This window comes from Sphingopyxis sp. P1IMeth2 (assembly GCF_900185685.1).
Classification (GTDB): Bacteria; Pseudomonadota; Alphaproteobacteria; order Sphingomonadales; family Sphingomonadaceae; genus Sphingopyxis; species Sphingopyxis terrae_A.
Genome location: NZ_FYAT01000001.1, coordinates 682,327 through 700,945, shown reverse-complemented (window position 1 = coordinate 700,945; position 18,619 = coordinate 682,327). Strand labels below are relative to the sequence as shown.

Genomic DNA, 18,619 nt, shown 5'->3' with positions numbered 1-18,619 from the left:
AAAATCCCGGCCATTCTCAGAGAGCAATAGCAAAAACGTAATTCTCATCTTCGCCGGTCGCGGCGCGCCAGTTTTCTCCAAGACCATGACCTCGACGGGCGTCCGCGTCGGCGCGCTGGACGCCCGCGCAATTTTTTGGTCATGCTTGGCGACATCGGCCAAATGGGAGAGCGATGATGAAATTCCGGGGCATGACGGCAATCGCGCTGGGTGTCGGGCTGCTCTTGGCTGCCGCGCCGCTGCAGGGCTTCGCGGCGCTCAAGCCCGGCGTGAAGGCGCCCGATTTCACGCTGGATGCGGCACAGGGCGGGAAGCCTTTCAGCCTGTCGCTGAAACAGGCGTTGAAGCAGGGTCCGGTCGTCCTCTATTTCTTTCCCGCGGCTTTCACGCCCGGCTGCACGATCGAGGCTCATCTTTTTGCAGAATCGACCGACGATTTCAAAAAGTTGGGCGCACGCGTCATCGGCGTCACCGCGGGCAATATCGACCGCGTCGCCGAATTTTCGCGGTCGGAATGCCGCGACAAATTTGCCGTGGCGGCCGATCCGGGCGCGAAGGTCGCCGCCAAATATGACACGACGATGCGCACGGCGGACAACCGGATTCTCTCCGAACGTACATCCTATGTGATTGCGCCGAACGGGACGATCCTGCTCAGCTACACCGACAGCAAGCCGCAGGCGCATATCGAGAAGACAATGGCGGCGGTGCGGGCATGGAAGGCGCGGAAGCGCTGATCGCCGCCGCGTGCCCGCGCGATCCGCAAGAGATATGTTGACGACAGCGCGGTCATCGTGGCACTCGGATGCCGCATCGCGAGGGCAACTGCAAAACGCGCTTTAAAACAGCACGGCAGGCAGGGGCCAAGTCGTTGAAATGCGGGTGTAGCTCAATGGTAGAGCAGAAGCTTCCCAAGCTTACGACGAGGGTTCGATTCCCTTCACCCGCTCCAGCCCTGCCGTAAGAGGCTCGGCGCAGACCTCCCGCTTCCGACATTCAGGATTTTCTTGTGACGGCAAAGCGCACCATTCCGTTCATCGTGGCGACCATCTTCATCGATGCGATCGGGTTCGGCATCATCATGCCGGTGCTGCCGCAGCTCGTGATGGAGGTGGGGCGCATCGACCTGCCGCATGCGATCGAGGTCGGGGCGTTGATCGGGCTCGTCATGGCGGTGGCGACCTTCCTCGCTTCGCCGGTGCTCGGCAATCTGTCGGACCGGTTCGGGCGGCGGCGCGTGCTGCTGCTGTCGCTTGCCGGACTCGCCGCCGACTATGCACTGCTGACGATCGTAGACACGCTGCCCTGGCTGTTCGTCGCGCGGGCGCTGTCGGGGATTTTCGGGGGTAGCTATGCCGCCGCGATGGCGGCGATCGCCGATGTCACGCGGCCGCAGGAGCGCGCGCGCAATTTCGGTTTCGTCGGCGCCGCCTTCGGTGTCGGCTTCGTCGTCGGCCCCGCGATCGGCGGCTTTCTGGGCGAGCTGTCGCCGCGCGCGCCCTTTGTGGCGGCGGCGCTGCTCGCGGCGGCGAACATGATCTACGGCGCTTTCATCTTTCCGGAAACGCTGGCGCCCGACAGACGGCGCGGCTTCGACTGGCGCCGCGCCAATCCGCTTGGCGCCTTTCGCGCGATGCGCGCGCTTCCGGGCATGAGCGGCGCGGCGGCGGTGCTGCTGCTGTGGCAGATCGCCAGCCTCGTCTATCCGATGACGTGGAGCTTTTACTGCATCGCGCAGCTCGGCTGGACGCCGGGGATGATCGGCGCGAGCCTTGCCGCGGTCGGCGTCGCCATCGCGCTCGGGCAAAGCTTCGTCGTCGGGCCGATGGTCGCGCGTTTCGGCGAACGCGATGCGGCGACGATCGGCATCGCCGTCGCGGTCGCGGTGTTCGTCGGCTATGCGTTCGTCACAACGACCTGGGGCGCCTTCCTGTTGATCGTGCCGATCATGTTCCAGGCGCCGGTGCAGCCATCGCTGAGCGCGATCTTGTCGCGCCGCGCCGATGCCGGCGCGCAGGGCGAGGTGCAGGGAATATCGGCGATGGCGCTGGGGCTGGGACAGATCGTCGCGCCCCTGCTGCTCACTGGCACCATGGCCTGGTTCACGGGCGCGAACGCGCCGGTGCATTTCCCCGGCGCCGCCTTTCTGGTGGCGGCGCTGTTCGGACTGTTCGCGATCGCGATGCTGCGCCGCCTGCCGCGCGCGACGCGGACGAGCGACGCCGACGCGGCCGATCAGATGCCGCCGTCGGTCACCGCATAGCCCGCCGCCTCGAGCGCTGTGCGCACGGCGGCAACGCAGGCGGCGACCCGCTCCGCGTCGGTCGAGCGAAAGACGAAATTGGCGCCGACGCGGCCGTCGCGAAAGAAGGGATAGCTGCCGATTGCGACGCCGGGGTAATCCTTTTCGCCCGCGCGAAGCAGGTCGGCGACCTCGCTTTCGGGCGCCCATGCGCCGATCGTGTGCGCGACGAGCGGCGCCCCGCCTTCCAGCGCGCCGGTCAGCGCATCGAGCATGCCCGCGGTGATGTGCGGCACGCCCGCCATCACGAACAGATTGCCGATGCGGATGCCGGGCGCGCCCGACATGCGGTTGGGGATCAGCTCGGCGCCCTCCGGGGTGCGCGCCATGCGCAGCCGCGCTTCGCTCAGTTCGCCGCCGCGCGCCGTGTAATAGCGTTCGAGAATCGCGCGCGCATCGGGGTGGACGATGACCCCGACGCCGAGCGCTCTCGCCACCGCATCGACGGTGATGTCGTCGTGGGTCGGGCCGATGCCGCCGGTGGTGAAGACATAGTCGTAACGCGCGCGCAGCGCGTTCAGCGCCGCGACGATCTCGTCCTCGACGTCGGGAACGATGCGCACTTCGCGCAGGCGAATCCCCTGCACGTCGAGCCAGGTCGCGATTTGCGCGACATTCTTGTCCTGCGTGCGGCCCGAGAGAATCTCGTCGCCGATCACCAGCACGGCGGCGGTCCAGATGCGTTCGTCGCTCATCCTCTTGCCTTACCGCGCCCGCATGACAAAACAAGGCTTCTGGATCGCAGACGATGTTCCTGATATGTTCTTTGCGACTCGCAGCAAGGGAGAGCAACCATGGCCGACGATCTGATTTTCTATACCAACCCCATGTCGCGCGGACAGATCGTCCGCTGGATGCTCGAAGAGGTGGGCGCGCCCTATCACACGCAAATCCTGGGCTATGACGACAGCATGAAGGGCGCCGACTATCTGGCGATTAACCCGATGGGCAAGGTGCCCGCGATCGTCCACCGGGGCAAGGTCGTCACCGAATGCGCCGCGATCTGCGCCTATCTCGCCGATGCTTTTCCCGATGCGGGGCTCGCGCCGCCGCTGGAGGCGCGCGCCGACTACTACCGCTGGCTGTTCTTTGCCGCCGGGCCGCTCGAAACCGCGGTGACCAACACCCACGCGGGCTGGGTGCCGAGCGCCGAGCAGCAGCGAATGGTAGGATATGGCTCGTTCGAAAAGGCGCTCGACGCGCTCGAAACGGCGGTGGCGGGCAAGGCCTTCGTTGCGGAGGGGCGCTTCAGCGCCGCCGACGTCTATGTCGGCAGCCAGCTCGACTGGGGTCTGCAATTCGGGACGATCCCGACGCGCCCCGCCTTCGAAGCCTATGTCGCGCCGCTGCGCGAGCGCGCGGGATACCGGCGGGCCAAGGAAATCGACAACGGGCTGATCGCCGAGATGCAGGCGGCGAGCCCGGCCTGACGGCATCCGGCCTCAGGGTTGTGGGCCTAGAAAATTCCTGCCGTCAGCCCTTCCGCCAGCGCCGCGCCCAGATCGCGCGCTTCGGCGAGGCGGTCCGCCGCAATCGTCTTGGGGGCGAGGATCGCCTCGGGCGTCTGGGCATCGGTGTTGACGATGACCGGGTCGGCGACACGCCGCAGGCGCCAGCCGGTCGCGATGCGATCGAGCTGGCGCTGGGCATTCTCGCCGTCGGAGCCGGCGCAGATGATCGTCGCATAGGGGCGCCCTTCGATCCGGCCGAGACAGGGATAATAGCAGCGGTCGAACATCTCCTTCATCGCGCCCGACAGCGCCGCGAGATTTTCGGGGCCGACGAACAGATAGCCCGCCGCCGCTCTAATCATCTCTGGCGTCACATCGTCCGCCGCGACGCGGCGCGCTGCGTCGCCGGCACCTGCCGCCGCCGCCTCGGCGATCGCGGCGCTGCCGCCGGTGCGGCTGTGCCAAATGATAAGCAATTTGCATTTCATCGCCGCAAGATCCTCTAGCATCGCGCGAAGCCCGCACCGCCGGGCCGCCGCTTGCCAAGCCATGCCACAAGGCGCAAGCAGGACCAAAAGGGGAGGATGCGATGAAGCGTGCGATCTGTCTGATTCCGATCATGCTGTGGGCGAGCGGCGCGGCCGCGCAGGATGCGGCCAGCGAGGCGACCCGCGCCGCGCAGGCCGAACTCGCGCAGCGCCTGCCGCTCGACGACCCGCGCGACGAGGCGAATGTGCTGCGCGGCAAGATCGCCGAGATTCCCGACGGCGTCATCAAGGGCAAGGATGGCCGGATCGTCTGGGATCGCCGCCCCTATGACTTTCTGAACAGGGCCAAGGCCCCCGACACGGTCAACCCGTCGCTGTGGCGGCAGGCGCGGCTCAATGCGGTGCACGGGCTGTTCGAGGTTGTGCCGGACAAGATCTGGCAATTGCGCGGCTATGACCTGTCGGTAATGACGATCATTCGTGGCAAGACCGGGTGGATCGTGGTCGATCCCCTGCTGTCCGAGGAAACCGCTGCGGCGGGGTGGAAGCTGTTCGCCGACACGGTCGAGGCAAAGACGGGCGTGCTGCCGATCCGCGCCGTCATCTTCAGCCACAGCCACAGCGACCATTTCGGCGGCGTCCGCGGCATCGTGACCCCCGAACAGGTGAAGAAGGACAAGATCCGCATTATCGCACCGCACGGCTTTTCCGAAGAGGCGACGTCGGAAAATGTCCTTGCCGGCCCGGCAATGGGGCGCCGCGCGCTCTATATGTTCGGGGCGATCCTCGCGCCCGGGCCGACGGGACAGGTCGATACCGGGCTCGGCCCCAAGCTTTCGTCTGGGACGATCGGCTATATGGAGCCGACCGAAACCGTGCCCGCGCGCGGCGCGACGCTGACCATCGACGGCCTGGCCTTCGACTTCATGGACGCCGGCGGCACCGAGGCGCCGGCCGAGTTCGTCTTTTACATCCCCGCCTACAAGGCGCTCCACACGACCGAGGTGGTGACCCACAATCTGCACAATGTGCTGACGCTGCGCGGCGCGCAGGTCCGCGACGCGCTGCGCTGGTCGAAGGTGATCGACGCAATGCTGCTCAAATGGGGCGGCAGCGCCGAGGTTGCGATGGGATCGCACCATTGGCCGACATGGGGCGCGGGCGAGGTCCGCACGCTGCTCACGAACCAGCGCGACGCCTATCGCTACGTCCACGATCGTACCTTGTTTCTCGCCAACCGGGGCGCGACGCTGCATGAGCTTGCCGACCAGACCCCCGAAGCGGCGGTGCAGGGAAGCGATTTTTCGACGCGCGGCTATTATGGCACCCTCAATCACGACATGAAGGCGACCTATCAGCGCTATTTCGGCTGGTGGGACGGCAATCCGGCCAATTTCAACCCGCTGCCGCCCGAAGAGAGCGCGCCCAAATATGTCGCGCTTGCGGGCGGCCCCGACAAGCTGCTCGCAGCGGGCAAGGACGCCATCGCCAAGGGTGATTATCGCTGGGCGGCCGAAATGCTGAACAAGCTCGTCTTCGCGGCGCCCGACAATCAGGCGGCGCGCGCGGCGCTCGCCTCGGCCTATGACCAGCTCGGTTATCAGGCCGAATCGGGGGCGTGGCGCAACTATTATCTCGCCGCCGCCGCAACGCTGCGCGGCAATGCGGTCGCTGGCGGCACCAGCAACGGCCAGAGCCGGTCGTTCATCAGCGCGATCCCGACCGCGGTCTTCTTCGATTCGCTTGCTACCCGCTTCGACGCGGTGAAGGGCGCGGCGCAGAAGGGCGTGTTCCAGTTCGTGATGCCCGACAGCAAGGAAAGCGTCGCGGTCGTCGTCGAGGGCGGGGTCGAATTCCCGCGCTACGGCGTCACCGACGCCGCGCCGACCGCGACGATCACGCTCGATCGCAGCACGCTCGACGATGTGATGCTCGGCCAGGCGCAGTTTCCGGCGCTGATGCAATCGGGTGCGATCCGCATCGAGGGCGACCGCATGGCCTTTCTGTCGTGGTTCGCGATGCACCCGCCCGCCGACCCGCGCTTCAATATTGTTGTGCCATAGGGGGCGCTGCGCTTAACGAAGGGCAATGACCGATACCGACGCCGCGCCGCCCATCGACCCCTTCGCACCCGATGCGCTCAACGCGGTGGAGGGGCTCGACCCGGTCGATCCCGCCTATCGCCATGTTATGCGCATTGCCGCGGCGCTCAACGCCATCCCGCTGGCGATCGGCGCGAGCGTCGCCGATGCGCTGCTGATCCGCAGCATCGGCGGCCCGGTCGGCCTGCTCACCGCGCTGGCCTGGCTGGTCGCGCTCCTCGTCATCGTCATGCTGCCGTCGCGCCGGATGCAGCGGTGGGGCTACCACATTGGCGCGGGGCAATTACGCGTCGCGCGCGGCTGGATGTTCCGCACCGACACCATCGTCCCCTTCGTGCGCGTCCAGCACATCGACGTCGGGCAGGGGCCGATCGAGCGCTGGTTCGGCCTGTCGCACCTTGTCGTCCATACCTCGGGGACGCACAACAGCACGGTGACGCTGCCCGGCCTGCGGTCCGATCTGGCGGCGGCGATGCGTGAGACGATCCGCCACCACATCCAGACCGACTTCGCATGAGCGAGGGCGAACCTGCCGCGGCGCCCGCGCGGGCGGTCGATGTCCAACCCGACTGGCAGCGCCTGCACGCAGCGACGCTGGCGCTGGCGATCGTCAAGCTCGGCCCGCGTTCGCTCAATTTTCTGCCCGCGCTGGCGGCGATCGGCTTTGCGGGCAAATGGGCCTATGTCGTTCCCGCGCTGCTCGCCTTTCTGCTGCTGTCGCTGCTCGTCGCGATCGCTGCCTGGCTGCGCTTCCGCTATGCCGTGACCGATGATGCGGTGGTGATCGAGAGCGGCGTGTTCGCGCGCCAGCACCGCACCATCCCCTTCGACCGCATCCAGGACGTCAGTATCGAACAGGGGCTGATCGCGCGCGCGCTGGGCATCGCCAAGGTCGATTTCGAAACCGGCGCGGGCGGCGGCAAGGAAGGCGACGGCGATCTCGACGCCATCGGGTTCGACGAAGCGCAGGCGCTGCGCGGCGCGATCCGCGCCTGGCGCAGCGATGCCGCCGGCACGCAGGTTTCCGATCCCTCGGGCGCCGTAACCGAAGGCGGCGGCGATGCCGCGGAGGACCGGCTGCTCTTCGCAATGGATCCGCGCCGGCTGCTCGTCGCGGGCCTGTTCAACTTCTCGCTCGCCGCGCTCGCGGTTGTCGGCGCGTCGATGCAGCTGTTCGACAATCTGCTGCCGTTCGATTTCAACGTCTTCAACCCCGTCGACTGGGTCGATCTGGCCGAAGGCTATGGCCTCGACAATTGGGTGCTCGCGCATCGCTGGGTCGCCGGTATCGGCGCGCTCCTGTCGCTGCTCGTCATCGGCTTTGCGAGCGGGATCGCGATGATGGTCTTCGCCAACTGGGGCTTTCGTCTCGTGCGCGAACCGCGTGCGCTGCGCCGCACGCGCGGGCTGACGACGCGCACCGACGTGGCGATGCCGGTCAAGCGCGTGCAGGCGGCGATCCTCGTCACCGGCTGGCTGCGACAGCGCTTCGGCTGGCACGAACTGCGCCTGCAAAGCCTGGCGAGCGACGGTGCGAAGGAACCCGACCATCAGGTCGTCCCCTTCGGCCGACTCGCCGAGATCGACCGGGTGCTCGCCGAGGTTGCAATGCCGCGCCCGGGCCCCGGCCAGACGTGGAAACACAGCCACCGCATCATTGCCATCGGTCCGGTGATCGGCGCGGTCGCGGCGGCCACCGGCGGAACCATCGCGCTGATTCTGGGCAATGCGGTCGGCTGGCTCGGCCTGATCGCTGCTCCCCTGCTCGCGGCCGGGGCGCTGTTCGCGACGCGCTTTCATCTGTGGACCGACCTTGGCGAGATGGTGGTAATTCGCCGCGGCTGGTGGAAGCCGAAGACGACGCTGCTGCCGCACGCGTCGGTGCAGAGCGTCGATATCAAGACCGATTTCCTCCTCCGGCCGCTCGGCCTTGCAACCCTCGTGTTTGGCGTGCCCGGCGGCAGCGCGCTCGGCGCGCATGAAATCCCCGCCATCCCGCTCGCCGCCGCGCGGGATTTACGCGCGCGCATCCTCCAGGCAGGAACGGCGGCATGACTACGGCCGCCCTCGGTATCACTCGCTCGATCCTCGGCCAGCCGTGGCATTGGCGCCGCACCAGCGCCGAAATGGGCGGCGAAAGCCTTGCCCCCGACGATCTCGTCACCCAATTGCTGCTCGCGCGCGGCGTCGCGCGCGACGACCTCGACCGCCAGCGCGTTCCGACCCTGCGCGGTTTCATGCCCGACCCCTCGCTGTTCCGCGACATGGATGCCGCCGCGGCGCGGCTCGCCGATGCGGTCGAGGCGCGCGAGGCGGTAACCATCTTCGGCGATTATGACGTCGATGGCGCGACATCGGCGGCGCTGCTCGTCCGCCTGCTTCGCGCGCTCGACGTGCCGGTGGGCGCTTATATCCCCGACCGGCTGATGGAAGGCTATGGCCCCTCGGGTGCCGCGCTGGTGCGGATCGGCGCGGCGGGGTCGCGGCTCGTCGTCACCGTCGATTGCGGCGCGCAGGCGTTCGACGCGATCGCCGAGGCGAAAGCCGCGGGGGTCGAGGTGATCGTCGTCGACCATCACCAATGCGCGACCACGCTGCCGCAGGCTTTTGCCGTGGTGAATCCCAACCGCCTCGACGAAGCGCCCGATGCGGCCGCGCACGGCAATCTCGCCGCGGTCGGCGTCGCCTTCCTGCTCGGCGCGGCGCTGCTCCGTACGCTGCGCGCGCGCGGTTTCTTCGGCAGCCGCCCCGAACCGCAGCTGATCGAGCTGCTCGACCTCGTCGCGCTCGGCACCGTCGCTGATGTCGCGCGGCTCACCGGTTTCAACCGCGCGCTCGTCACGCAGGGGCTGAAGGTGATGGCGCGGCGCGGCAATATCGGCATGGCGGCGCTGATGGACGCGGCGCGGCTGACCAAGCCCCCGACGGCGAGCGACATGGGCTTTGCGTTGGGGCCGCGCATCAACGCCGGCGGGCGCGTCGGAAAATCCGACCTCGGCGTCCGGTTGCTGACCACCGGCGACCCGCAGGAAGCCGCGGACATCGCGCAGGAGCTTTGCCAGCTCAACGAAGAGCGCCGCGCGATCGAGGCGGCGGTGCTCGACGCCGCGATCGAGGCGAGCGGCGCAACCGCGAACGCGCCGGTGGCGATCGTTGCGGGCGACGGCTGGCATCCCGGCGTTATCGGTATCGTCGCGGGGCGGCTCAAGGAGAAGCTGCACCGCCCGGCGATCGTCATCGCGTTCGACGAGGATGGCGTCGGCAAGGGATCGGGACGCTCGATCTCGGGCGTCGATCTGGGAGCCGCTATTCTGGCCGCCAAGGAGACGGGGCTGCTCGTCGCGGGCGGCGGACATGCGATGGCCGCGGGGCTGACGGTCGAGCGCGCGCGGATCGATGCGCTCGGCGCCTTTCTGAACGAGCGGCTGGCCGCCGATGTCGAGCGGGCGAGCGGGGACAGGTCGCTGCTGATCGACGCTGTGCTCGCGCCGCGCGGGATCAATCCCTTGTGGTGCGAAGCGATCGAGAGCGCCGGCCCTTACGGCGCCGGCTGGCCCGCGCCGCGCGTCGCCACCGGGCCAGTGCGAATCGTCGAATCGGGGGTGGTCGGCACCGACCATCTGCGGCTGATCGTCGCGGGCGACGATGGCGCGCGGTTCAAGGCGATCGCCTTTCGCGCCGCCGAAACCGAACTCGGCCAGACGCTGCTCCATGCGCGCGGTTCGCGCAAACTGTGGCTGGCGGGGCGCGCAAAGCGCGACGATTGGGGCAGTCGCCCCGCCGCCGAACTTCATCTTGAGGACGCCGCCTGGGCTGAATGAAACAGCGCGGCGCAATATTTTTGCGCACGCGCCGCCACCACGGCTTGACCGCACCGACGGGCCCGTCTAAGGCGCCGCTTCACCGAACGACGGCCCCTTCGTCTAGCGGTCTAGGACGTCGCCCTTTCACGGCGAAAACACGGGTTCGAGTCCCGTAGGGGTCACCAAATCGCCGGAAGGGCGCCGAAGTCTCGGTTTTATGTTCGTGAGTGGCTCGGTGGATACACCAGACGCGTACACAAAGGACGAACAATCACGGATCCGAAAGGACTCTGGCGCGATCCGCGCAGCGGCATCTTTTGCCTCCGCCGCAGCATTCCCCCGCCGTTGCAAAGCGCCTTCGCTTGCGGCCAACTCTACAAAATGAGCCCTGGCACCGCCGATCCTCGCGATGGAGAATGAAAGCCGGCGATCGCAAATGGTGAATTTGAGCGGAAGTCCTGCCGAAAGGCTTGCCGCGAATGCCTCATGCAGCCCGAGCGGCTTCCATCGCCGGTCCCAGCGCCACCGCCGACGCCAAGCGGCGCAGCGATACCCATCGCGCGCGCGGTGCCCGATCGTCTGTCGATGACGGGCGCGAATGCGCGCTCGCTCCTCGAGGGTTCTTGCGCGCATCTCGTCACGGAGTTGCGCGCGCTCGGCGCCTGTCAGCAGGCTGAAGCGCGCAAGCTCGTCGTCCATGGCCTGCGACGCGTTCAGCCAGTCGCGGTTCCGGTCGCCGGTTCAGTCATTGTCGCGCAGGCGATCCCGATCGCTGTCTATATCGCTCCGGTCCTGGTCGCGAAGCCGGTCGCTGTCCTGGTCGCAGCTGTCTCCAGGCGTGCATGGACGGTCGCGCTTACGGCGCACGAGCAATGCTAACCGGGACGTGTTGTGATAGGTAATGGTTGCAGCATCGCGACAGCGTATGTCCGCTTCAATAAGGGCCCGTCGTGGAAGCGGCTCTTCCCGACCGGCCGCTCTTCAATGAGGTACGGCACCGAGTTCGAACCCCGTTTTATCGTGCAGCGCGAACTTGTCGACGATGTCGGCGCTGGCGCGATTGTAACCGACGACTTCCACCGTGCGGCCTTCGCGGCGCAGGCGCGCGATGATCTTGTCGAGCGCGCCGACACCCGAGATGTCCCAGAAATGTGCAGCCGACACGTCGATGAGGATGTCGGGTGCGGCCTCATCAATCTGGAAGCTCCGTGTGAAGCGGTCGACCGAGGCGAAGAAAATCTGCCCAGTCACGAAATAGGTAGTGCGGCTCGCGTCATCACTGGCCTCGCGCCGCACCTCGAACATCCGCTGCACTTTTGCGGCAAAGAATATCCCCGACAGCAGCACACCCGCGAGCACGCCCAAGGAGAGGTCGTGCGTCGCGACGACCACCACGACGGTTGTCACCATCACGATCGACGAGGTCGGCGGATGGCGGCGCAGGTTCGCGATCGAGTTCCAGCTGAAGGTGCCGATCGACACCATGATCATCACCGCGACCAGCGCGGGCATCGGCATGCGGCCGACATAGGGGCCGAGCAAGGCGAGCAACATCAGGAGCGTGGCGCCGGCGGTGAAGGTCGAAAGACGGGTCCGCCCGCCCGAGGTCACGTTGATGACGGACTGACCAATCATTGCGCAGCCGCCCATCCCGCCGACGAAGGCGGCGGCGATGTTGGCGGTGCCTTGTCCGGCGCATTCGCGGCGCTTGTCGCTATCACTGTGCGTCATGTCGTCGACGATCTGCGCCGTCAGCAGCGATTCGAGCAGGCCGACTGCGGCCATCGTCAGCGAATAGGGCAGGATGATCCGTAGCGTTTCCAAAGTCAGCGGTACATCGGGCAGGACGATGTTCGGAAGACCTTCCGGAAGCTTGCCCATGTCGCCGACCGTGTTCACCGGCAGGCCGAACCCAATGCTGATTGCCGACAGGATCAGGATGGCGACAAGCGGCGAGGGAACGGCCTTCGTCAGCAGTGGGAGCAGGTAGATGATGGCAAGCCCGCCCGCGACCATCGCATAAGCCTGCCACGTCACATCGATAAGCTGCGGCAGCTGTGCCATGAAGATGAGGATGGCGAGCGCGTTGACGAACCCGGTGATCACCGAGCGCGATACGAACTGCATGACGAGGTCGAGCCGCAGCAATCCGGCGATAATCTGGATGAGCCCCATCAGGATCGTCGCTGCGAAAAGATATTCGACGCCATGTTCGCGGACGAGCGGAATGACGAGGACGGCCACCGCGGCGGTCGCCGCCGAAATCATCCCTGGCCGCCCTCCGGTAAAGGAGATGACGATCGCGATCGCGATCGATGCATAAAGGCCGACGCGCGGATCGACCCCGGCGATTATCGAAAAGCCGATCGCCTCGGGAATCAGTGCGAGTGCGACGACAATGCCGGCAAGGATGTCGGCACGTGCGGTCGCGGCGCCGGCGAACCATTGCTGGCGGTAAGCGGTAAATCCGTTGAACATGAAAAGCTCACATCAAGACACATGGCGCCCGGGCGGACGCGATCATATTTGCATGTGCGATGTTGTCCGGCGGATCGGCGGCCGGAATAGCCACCCGGAGTTGCACCGGGTCCTTGCGAATGGCGGCCCTCTATCCTGATGCCGTGCTCGTTTGCAAGCGATCGCTTTGTTCGCTTTCGTGCCTGGCATCATAAAAGCCGACCCTCTCCAGCCGGCCAGTCCCTGCCGGGTGCTGGACCGGCGCTAATTGGGGGCTTCGACCAGATCTTCGACCATCGTGGACATCAGGCCGACCTGCGAATGGACACCGGCCTTTGCATAGATGCTCGCAAGCTGCGCCCGGATCGTCCCCGACGCCGCGCCGCGGAGGCATGCGATCTCTGCGGCATCGAAGCCCTTCAGTGCGAAGAGCGCGACATCGGCCTCGGCACCGGTCAACTGCCAGTCGAGGAACCGCTGCCGGACGAGATCTGACATCGCGCCGCGCGCGGTTGCGACCGCAGCTTCGTCAAGCCTTGCGCGAACAACCAGCCAGCGCAGCTGCAGCGTGCCGAAGACCACGCCAGCGAGCAGGGCGGCGGTTGCGCAGGATTCAACGAACAGGTGCATGCTCCATCCATCCGCGGCGATGTCGCCTGCGACGTCGGCGACGAAGAAGATCGTCGCGAGCGTCTGCAGCGCCACAAGGAAGGTGATGGCGACTGCCCGGCGTTCCAGCGCTCTTCGTCTTTCCCGCATGGTCACGGTCTACGCGCGTCCGGGCAACATGGCCAACAGGATTTCCCGGCCGCTGCGGCGCGTCTCGAAGACTGTTCCGGCGATATGCAGGGCAATCAGAATATAGAGCAGGTTGACGCTGGTCTCATGCACTTCTTCCCACATGCTTTCGCTACCCTCCGCGCCTTTCACCTCGTCATCGTCCTCATCGTCGTCCTGTTCGGCGACCAAATGGCGGCTGACCTCGCCCGCCTGATCCGCAGAGCCGGGGAGCGCGCCCGAAGGTGGGCCTGCCATCGCTATTCCGCTGGCGATGATGAGGCCGAGCACGCACCAGATGGCGTAGACCATCAACGCGCCAAGCGGATTGTGCGAGCGATGGGTCTCCTTTCGGCCGACCCTTATATCGCGCAGATGCCCCAGCGCCCGGCGCAAGCTCGGCGGGAAAGCCGAAAAGCGAGCTTCGGCCGGACCTATCAAACCCCACAGCAGGCGCAGCGCGAAGACCGCGGCCAGCGCATAGCCCACCCAGATGTGCGCCCCCGATCCTTCTTCGGTAACCAGCGCATTGGCGATGATTGCGGTGACAATCGACCAATGGGTGATTTTCACGACGGGATCCCAGCTGCGACGCGAGCGAGCGGGGGCTGGGGAAAATTCTTCGGGTTCGAATTGTTGCGCGTGTGGCATGCTCTTTTCCTTCGTTGCTCGAAGGATCCGATCATGGCTGACGCCGCCGGGCCATCGGTCAGATGCTTATGCTCGCGGATTTAAGCATCTGCTTACGCCAGGAGCACCGTTGCGCAAGTTGCCGGGCGCGCTTTGCGAACATTATGTGCCCGGAATTCCCGCGAGCTCTGCTGGCGTGACGACGGGTTCGTTCCGGTCCTTCCGCTCCGAGTAGCGGTCGACGAGCTGGTCGGCATGGCCGCGCGTGAGCACGGTGAAGCGCACCAGCTCCTCGGCGACATCGACAATCCGGTCATAATAGCTCGATGGCAGCATCCGGCCCGCCTCATCAAACTCCTGATAGGCCTTCGCGACGCTCGACTGGTTGGGAATGGTGATCATCCGCATCCAGCGGCCAAGGATGCGCAGCGTGTTGACGCTGTTGAACGATTGCGATCCCGCCGAGACCTGCATCACCGCGAGCGTGCGGCCCTGCGTCGGGCGGAGTCCCTTATAAGCGAGCGGCAGGTGATCGATCTGCGCCTTCATGATCCCGGTGATCTGACCATGGCGTTCGGGGCTGCACCAGACCTGGCCTTCGGACCAGAGCGAATGCTGGCGAAGCTCCTCGACCGCCGGATGATCATCATCTGCGATCTGGTCAGGAAGCGGAAGGTCGGAGGGATCGAAGATCCGCGTTTCGCAGCCGAACAGCTGGAGCAGCCGCGCGCTCTCTTCGACGACGAGACGGGAGTAGGAGCGTTCCCGCAAGCTGCCGTAGAGCAGCAAAATGCGCGGCGCGGGATCGAGCGGGCCGAGACCGAGCGCCGGTTGTGCGCGCAGATATTGGGGCCTGAGCGCCGGAAAGTGGTCGGGGTCGACGAGTGCGCGCAGGCGCGCGAAGTTTTGGTCTGACATGAGCTAGTCTACCGTGGGGTGGTTGCGGGGAACCAGCGGCGGCCGAGGCGAAACGCCACACCGACGAGGAGGATGAGGACGGGGACCTCGACGAGCGGGCCGATAACTGCTGCGAAGGCGACGGGCGAGGCGAGGCCGAAGGCAGCAATCGAGACGGCAATCGCGAGTTCGAAATTATTGCCTGCGGCGGTGAAGGCGACCGCGGTCGTGCGCGGGTAATCGGCGTCGATGAGTTTACCCATCCAGAAGCTGATCAGGAACTGGATGACGAAGTAAATCGTAAGCGGGATCGCGATGCGAACAACGTCGGCGGGAATGCTGACGATCTCGCCGCCCTTGAGGCTGAACATCGCGACGATGGTGAATAGCAGCGCGGCGAGCGTGATCGGAGCGATCCGCGGCAGGAAGCGTGTCTCGTACCAATCGTTGCCCTTTGCCTTCGCAAGGATATGGCGCGTCAGATATCCGGCGAAAAAGGGAATGCCGAGATAGATGAGAACCGCTTTAGCGATGGTCCAGAAGCTCACGTCGATGACGCTGCCTTCAAGCCCGAACAGCGGCGGCAGGATGGTGAGGAAGAACCAGGCATAGACGCTGAAGAAGAGAATCTGGAAGATCGAGTTGAAGGCGACGAGCGCCGCGACATATTGATTGTCGCCTTTCGCGAGCTGGTTCCAGACGATGACCATCGCGATGCAGCGCGCAAGCCCGATCAGGATCAGGCCGGTCATATATTCGGGTCGGTCCGCAAGAAAGAGAATGGCGAGCCCGAACATCAGCGCAGGGCCGATGATCCAGTTCTGGACGAGCGAGATCGCAAGCACGCGTCGGTCGTCGAACACGCGCGGAAGCTCGCTATAGCGCACGCGGGCGAGCGGCGGATACATCATCAGGATCAGGCCGAGCGCGATCGGGATGTTGGTCGTGCCGATCGACAGCGCCTCGATCGCGCTTGGGAGGCCCTCGAAGATGGTTCCGAGAAGCACCCCCAAGGCCATCGCCAGGAATATCCAGAGCGTCAGATAGCGGTCGAGGAACGACAGGCGTTCGCCTTTGATCTGCGGCATCGATCAGTCGCCGATGCGGTTGCCGGCGTCGTCGACCACCTGCTCGCCGTCCTCCTTGGCGAAGGCGCCAAGCTGCCTCGCCGGAAGGATGTCGAGCACGGCTTCGGAAGGGCGGCAGAGCCTCACACCGAGGGGTGATACGACGAGCGGACGGTTGATCAGAATGGGATGCGCCATCATCGCGTCGATGAGTTCCGCATCGCTGAGCCCGGGATCGTCGAGGCCGAGCTGGACGTAAGGCGTGCCTTTCTGCCGCAGGAGGTCTCGCGGTGCTATCCCAGCGCGAGCGATCAACTGTTCGAGCAGCCTACGCGTGGGCGGCGACTGCAGATATTCGACGATATGCGGTTCGATCCCCGCGTTGCGGATGAGACCAAGCGTGTTGCGTGAGGTGCCGCAGTCGGGATTGTGATAGATGATAATGTCGGCCACGGCTCAATCCCGATCAGCAGCAGGCGAGTTCGGCGAGCAGCGGTTCACAGAGTTCGGCGCGCCCCTCACAGCAATCCTTGGCGAGGAAAAGCATCAGGCCGCGAAGGGCATCAATCTCGGCGCGCTGGATGATGTTGCGTCCGCGCTTCTCCGACTGCACGAGTCCAGCCTTGGCGAGCACAGCGAGATGCGTCGAGAAGGTGCTCTGCGTCAGTCCAGAATGTTTGACGAGCTGTCCTGTCGAGAGACCTTCGGGCTCGTATCGCACAAGCAGACGGAAGGCATTGAGCCGGGTCGGATGCGCGAGCGCGGCGAGCGCCAGCAGGGCTGCGTCAGTGGTCATTCATCGAAATTACCCGATGGATTTCCATCTGGCAATAACAATCGCAAATTCCCGATGCGTTAATATCACTTTCGTTTCGGTGCCCGAAGCAGATGAGGTGGATGGCTCCCGCTCACGGCATCTATGTGCCAAGATGAGTTTACCCTAACGCGCGGATGGCAACTCTCAGGCCGTCAAATATCCGGCGCTACGTGTGGCTTCAGGCACATGCCCGACAATCTTTGCTTGGGAGAGCCGGCCGCCGTGTAAAGCCTCAACCGGGTTGGACAGATGCGTTTTACGGGCTGCGCTCCTTACACTTGCCATTTGGACCAAGGTGACGACAATGCCTCCATCTGCCCGCGGGGATCAAGAATGCAAGACGGACTTGTCGATCGGATTTACGAATGCTCGGTGGTCCCGGAGGCATGGCCGGCGGTTCTCGACGAGGTGGCAGCGCTCGCGGGTTCGGCGGGTGGGCTTCTCTTCTCGGCGCGCAAGGCCCTGAACTGGACCGCTTCCCAGCGAGTAGCCGACGTCTTTGCGGCCTATGTGGAGGAAGGATGGTTCGGCAAATGCAGCCGGCGCGTTTGCCTGATGGGCCGCGAGGAACCCTCCTTTTTCGTCGAGCATGATTTCTGGAGCGACGCGGAAATCGATGCCGATCCGGTGTATCGCGATTTTTTCCGTCCGCGCGGGCTGGGATGGTCGGCGGGAACCGGGGTCCAGGTGCCGACCGGCGACAATATTGTGTTCAGCGTCGAGCGCGCCTTTTCTGAAGGCCCGGTGGCGGCCGAAAGCGTGGCACGGCTCAATCTGCTGCGCCCGCATCTGGCGCGCAGCGCGCTCGTGAGCGCGCGTATGCAGCACCAGCGCGCGCAGGGCGCCGCCGAGGCGCTGACCGCGATGCACCTGCCTGCCTTTCTCCTGCGCGCAGGCGGTGAAGTTGTCGAGATGAGCCCGCTTGGCACCGATGTGTCACCGCTTGTGATATTGGGTGCCCACGGCCGCCTGCGACTGGCGGACAGGCAGGCAGATGCGCTCCTCGACGACGCCCTGGCATCACTGACCTCGGCACCCGCCATCAGCGCGCGATCGTTTCCGGTACGCGACGCGGCGGGAATGCCCCGGCAGGTCGCGCATCTGATCCCGGTTCAGCGCGGTGCGCACGATGTTTTTGGGGATTCCTATGCCTTGCTGATGATGGTGCCGGTCGCTTCGGATCGCGTGCCTTCGGCAACACTGATGAAGTCGCTTTTTGACCTGACGCCATCGGAAGCCCGCGTCGCCAGTGGTATCGCCCGCGGCGAAACGCCCGAAGCAATTGCGGCGTCGGGCTCTGTCGCCATCAGCACGGTGCGCAGCCAAATTCGCAGTGTGCTCGAGAAAACGGGCGCGTCACGGCAGTCCGACCTTGCCGGGCTGCTGGCCCGGCTCGGTGCAACCGCTCCGAACTAGTCGAAAAACTCCGTCCCATCCTCCATCTGGAGGATGAACCGCATGCAGGCTTGGGCTCTATTCGCAATCGCTGACGGCGATCTGCGACCCACAGTCGTCAGCGGGCGGTGCGCTTGACCCATCGGGCCAGGCGCACCGCCGCCAGAACCCGCCCGATCGGCAAAAGGTCAAGGCAACGGGTGCGGGGCTTAATCGGCTGACCACATCATTCGCAGCCCGGCTGGTCGCGGCGGCAGCGCTTTTCGCGACTGCCCCCATGGTGACCCCGGCGGCGTTTTCGTCGCAGTTCCGCAAAAATACCGACATCATGTAAAAACTACTAGCAGGTATATAATTTTTGCGGCATAGTTATCCCAACGGCTCGCCATCGACAGAATGGCACCGCGGAGGGAGATTTTGGTGTCACTATCCG

18 protein-coding genes, 2 tRNA genes and 1 other annotated feature are annotated in these 18,619 nt (G+C 65.5%); of the genes, 11 read left to right on the top strand and 9 right to left on the bottom strand.

Translation table 11 applies throughout. From position 1 onward, the window contains the following. The first annotated feature begins 173 nt into the window (after window positions 1-173). The 3 genes from P1IM2_RS03255 to P1IM2_RS03245 all read left to right on the top strand — a co-directional run bounded on the left by P1IM2_RS03255 (window position 174) and on the right by P1IM2_RS03245 (window position 2,263). A complete protein-coding gene (locus P1IM2_RS03255) occupies window positions 174-737 on the top strand; it encodes a peroxiredoxin (RefSeq protein ID WP_003042476.1) in 564 nt (187 codons plus the stop codon). A 141-nt stretch (window positions 738-878) separates the two neighbouring features. Next, a tRNA-Gly gene (locus tag P1IM2_RS03250) sits at window positions 879-952 on the top strand. A gap of 57 nt (window positions 953-1,009) precedes the next feature. Continuing rightward, window positions 1,010-2,263, top strand: coding sequence for an MFS transporter (locus tag P1IM2_RS03245; protein ID WP_222102991.1), 1,254 nt, complete (start codon window positions 1,010-1,012; stop codon window positions 2,261-2,263). Here the strand turns inward: P1IM2_RS03245 and P1IM2_RS03240 are convergent. Beyond that, complete coding sequence (locus P1IM2_RS03240) at window positions 2,236-2,997, bottom strand: competence/damage-inducible protein A (protein WP_186401418.1); 762 nt, start codon at window positions 2,995-2,997, stop codon at window positions 2,236-2,238. The genes P1IM2_RS03245 and P1IM2_RS03240 overlap by 28 nt on opposite strands. Before the next feature lie 99 nt (window positions 2,998-3,096). Here P1IM2_RS03240 and P1IM2_RS03235 point away from each other — a divergent pair, with 99 nt between their 5' ends. Next, window positions 3,097-3,732, top strand: a complete 636-nt coding sequence (locus P1IM2_RS03235) for a glutathione S-transferase family protein (protein WP_186401417.1) — start codon at window positions 3,097-3,099, stop codon at window positions 3,730-3,732. 26 nt (window positions 3,733-3,758) lie between these two features. On the opposite strand, the gene P1IM2_RS03230 is transcribed toward P1IM2_RS03235, so the two are convergent. Next, window positions 3,759-4,241, bottom strand: coding sequence for a flavodoxin family protein (locus tag P1IM2_RS03230; RefSeq protein WP_186401416.1), 483 nt, complete (start codon window positions 4,239-4,241; stop codon window positions 3,759-3,761). 101 nt (window positions 4,242-4,342) lie between these two features. On the opposite strand from P1IM2_RS03230, the gene P1IM2_RS03225 reads away from it, so the two are divergent. From P1IM2_RS03225 to P1IM2_RS03200, 6 genes are all read left to right on the top strand, one after another. Then, a complete protein-coding gene (locus P1IM2_RS03225) occupies window positions 4,343-6,304 on the top strand; it encodes an alkyl/aryl-sulfatase (protein ID WP_186401415.1) in 1,962 nt (653 codons plus the stop codon). A gap of 25 nt (window positions 6,305-6,329) precedes the next feature. Beyond that, window positions 6,330-6,860 (top strand): PH domain-containing protein, encoded by a 531-nt coding sequence (locus P1IM2_RS03220; RefSeq protein WP_186401414.1) that lies wholly within the window; start codon window positions 6,330-6,332, stop codon window positions 6,858-6,860. Continuing rightward, the gene (locus tag P1IM2_RS03215) at window positions 6,857-8,398 is read left to right on the top strand and encodes a PH domain-containing protein (protein ID WP_186401413.1); all 1,542 of its coding nucleotides are present in this window, start codon (window positions 6,857-6,859) and stop codon (window positions 8,396-8,398) included. The genes P1IM2_RS03220 and P1IM2_RS03215 overlap by 4 nt, the downstream gene beginning before the upstream one ends. After that, complete coding sequence (gene recJ, locus P1IM2_RS03210; RefSeq protein ID WP_186401412.1) at window positions 8,395-10,164, top strand: single-stranded-DNA-specific exonuclease RecJ; 1,770 nt, start codon at window positions 8,395-8,397, stop codon at window positions 10,162-10,164. Before P1IM2_RS03215 ends, recJ begins: the two co-directional genes overlap by 4 nt. Window positions 10,165-10,255: 91 nt before the next feature. Further along, window positions 10,256-10,331, top strand: a tRNA-Glu gene (locus P1IM2_RS03205). A 382-nt stretch (window positions 10,332-10,713) separates the two neighbouring features. Beyond that, on the top strand, window positions 10,714-11,025 hold the full coding sequence (locus P1IM2_RS03200; protein ID WP_222102990.1) for a hypothetical protein: 312 nt from the start codon (window positions 10,714-10,716) through the stop codon (window positions 11,023-11,025). Window positions 11,026-11,127: 102 nt separating this feature from the next. Here P1IM2_RS03200 and P1IM2_RS03195 read toward each other — a convergent pair whose 3' ends face one another. From P1IM2_RS03195 to P1IM2_RS03165, 7 genes are all read right to left on the bottom strand, one after another. Then, entirely contained in the window at window positions 11,128-12,624 is a 1,497-nt protein-coding gene (locus tag P1IM2_RS03195; protein WP_186401410.1) for a SulP family inorganic anion transporter, read from the bottom strand. 60 nt (window positions 12,625-12,684) lie between these two features. Then, window positions 12,685-12,740 (bottom strand) — a sequence feature (sul1 is cis-regulatory element that is thought to sense ions involved in sulfur or methionine metabolism; They are found in Alphaproteobacteria). Window positions 12,741-12,867: 127 nt separating this feature from the next. Continuing rightward, on the bottom strand, window positions 12,868-13,362 hold the full coding sequence (locus P1IM2_RS03190) for a helix-turn-helix transcriptional regulator (RefSeq protein ID WP_186401409.1): 495 nt from the start codon (window positions 13,360-13,362) through the stop codon (window positions 12,868-12,870). A 9-nt stretch (window positions 13,363-13,371) separates the two neighbouring features. Further along, complete coding sequence (locus tag P1IM2_RS03185; protein ID WP_222102989.1) at window positions 13,372-13,953, bottom strand: cytochrome b/b6 domain-containing protein; 582 nt, start codon at window positions 13,951-13,953, stop codon at window positions 13,372-13,374. A gap of 219 nt (window positions 13,954-14,172) precedes the next feature. After that, on the bottom strand, window positions 14,173-14,928 hold the full coding sequence (gene arsH, locus P1IM2_RS03180; protein ID WP_186401407.1) for an arsenical resistance protein ArsH: 756 nt from the start codon (window positions 14,926-14,928) through the stop codon (window positions 14,173-14,175). Window positions 14,929-14,936: 8 nt separating this feature from the next. Then, window positions 14,937-15,986, bottom strand: coding sequence for an ACR3 family arsenite efflux transporter (arsB, locus tag P1IM2_RS03175; protein ID WP_409574526.1), 1,050 nt, complete (start codon window positions 15,984-15,986; stop codon window positions 14,937-14,939). A 12-nt stretch (window positions 15,987-15,998) separates the two neighbouring features. Then, window positions 15,999-16,427, bottom strand: a complete 429-nt coding sequence (gene arsC, locus P1IM2_RS03170) for an arsenate reductase (glutaredoxin) (RefSeq protein WP_186401405.1) — start codon at window positions 16,425-16,427, stop codon at window positions 15,999-16,001. 13 nt (window positions 16,428-16,440) lie between these two features. Further along, window positions 16,441-16,770: an ArsR/SmtB family transcription factor gene (locus tag P1IM2_RS03165; RefSeq protein ID WP_062901292.1), complete on the bottom strand. Its 330-nt coding sequence runs from the start codon at window positions 16,768-16,770 to the stop codon at window positions 16,441-16,443. A 354-nt stretch (window positions 16,771-17,124) separates the two neighbouring features. Here P1IM2_RS03165 and P1IM2_RS03160 point away from each other — a divergent pair, with 354 nt between their 5' ends. After that, complete coding sequence (locus P1IM2_RS03160; protein ID WP_186401404.1) at window positions 17,125-18,207, top strand: helix-turn-helix transcriptional regulator; 1,083 nt, start codon at window positions 17,125-17,127, stop codon at window positions 18,205-18,207. Window positions 18,208-18,619: the final 412 nt, after the last annotated feature.

Coding starts and splice junctions, on each gene's coding strand:
- P1IM2_RS03255 (WP_003042476.1), top strand. CDS start 174: ATGATGAAATTCCGGGGCATGACGGCAATCGCGCTGGGTGTCGGGCTG.
- P1IM2_RS03240 (WP_186401418.1), bottom strand. CDS start 2,997: ATGAGCGACGAACGCATCTGGACCGCCGCCGTGCTGGTGATCGGCGAC.
- P1IM2_RS03235 (WP_186401417.1), top strand. CDS start 3,097: ATGGCCGACGATCTGATTTTCTATACCAACCCCATGTCGCGCGGACAG.
- P1IM2_RS03230 (WP_186401416.1), bottom strand. CDS start 4,241: ATGAAATGCAAATTGCTTATCATTTGGCACAGCCGCACCGGCGGCAGC.
- P1IM2_RS03225 (WP_186401415.1), top strand. CDS start 4,343: ATGAAGCGTGCGATCTGTCTGATTCCGATCATGCTGTGGGCGAGCGGC.
- P1IM2_RS03220 (WP_186401414.1), top strand. CDS start 6,330: ATGACCGATACCGACGCCGCGCCGCCCATCGACCCCTTCGCACCCGAT.
- P1IM2_RS03215 (WP_186401413.1), top strand. CDS start 6,857: ATGAGCGAGGGCGAACCTGCCGCGGCGCCCGCGCGGGCGGTCGATGTC.
- recJ (WP_186401412.1), top strand. CDS start 8,395: ATGACTACGGCCGCCCTCGGTATCACTCGCTCGATCCTCGGCCAGCCG.
- P1IM2_RS03195 (WP_186401410.1), bottom strand. CDS start 12,624: ATGTTCAACGGATTTACCGCTTACCGCCAGCAATGGTTCGCCGGCGCC.
- P1IM2_RS03190 (WP_186401409.1), bottom strand. CDS start 13,362: ATGCGGGAAAGACGAAGAGCGCTGGAACGCCGGGCAGTCGCCATCACC.
- arsH (WP_186401407.1), bottom strand. CDS start 14,928: ATGTCAGACCAAAACTTCGCGCGCCTGCGCGCACTCGTCGACCCCGAC.
- P1IM2_RS03165 (WP_062901292.1), bottom strand. CDS start 16,770: ATGACCACTGACGCAGCCCTGCTGGCGCTCGCCGCGCTCGCGCATCCG.
- P1IM2_RS03160 (WP_186401404.1), top strand. CDS start 17,125: ATGCAAGACGGACTTGTCGATCGGATTTACGAATGCTCGGTGGTCCCG.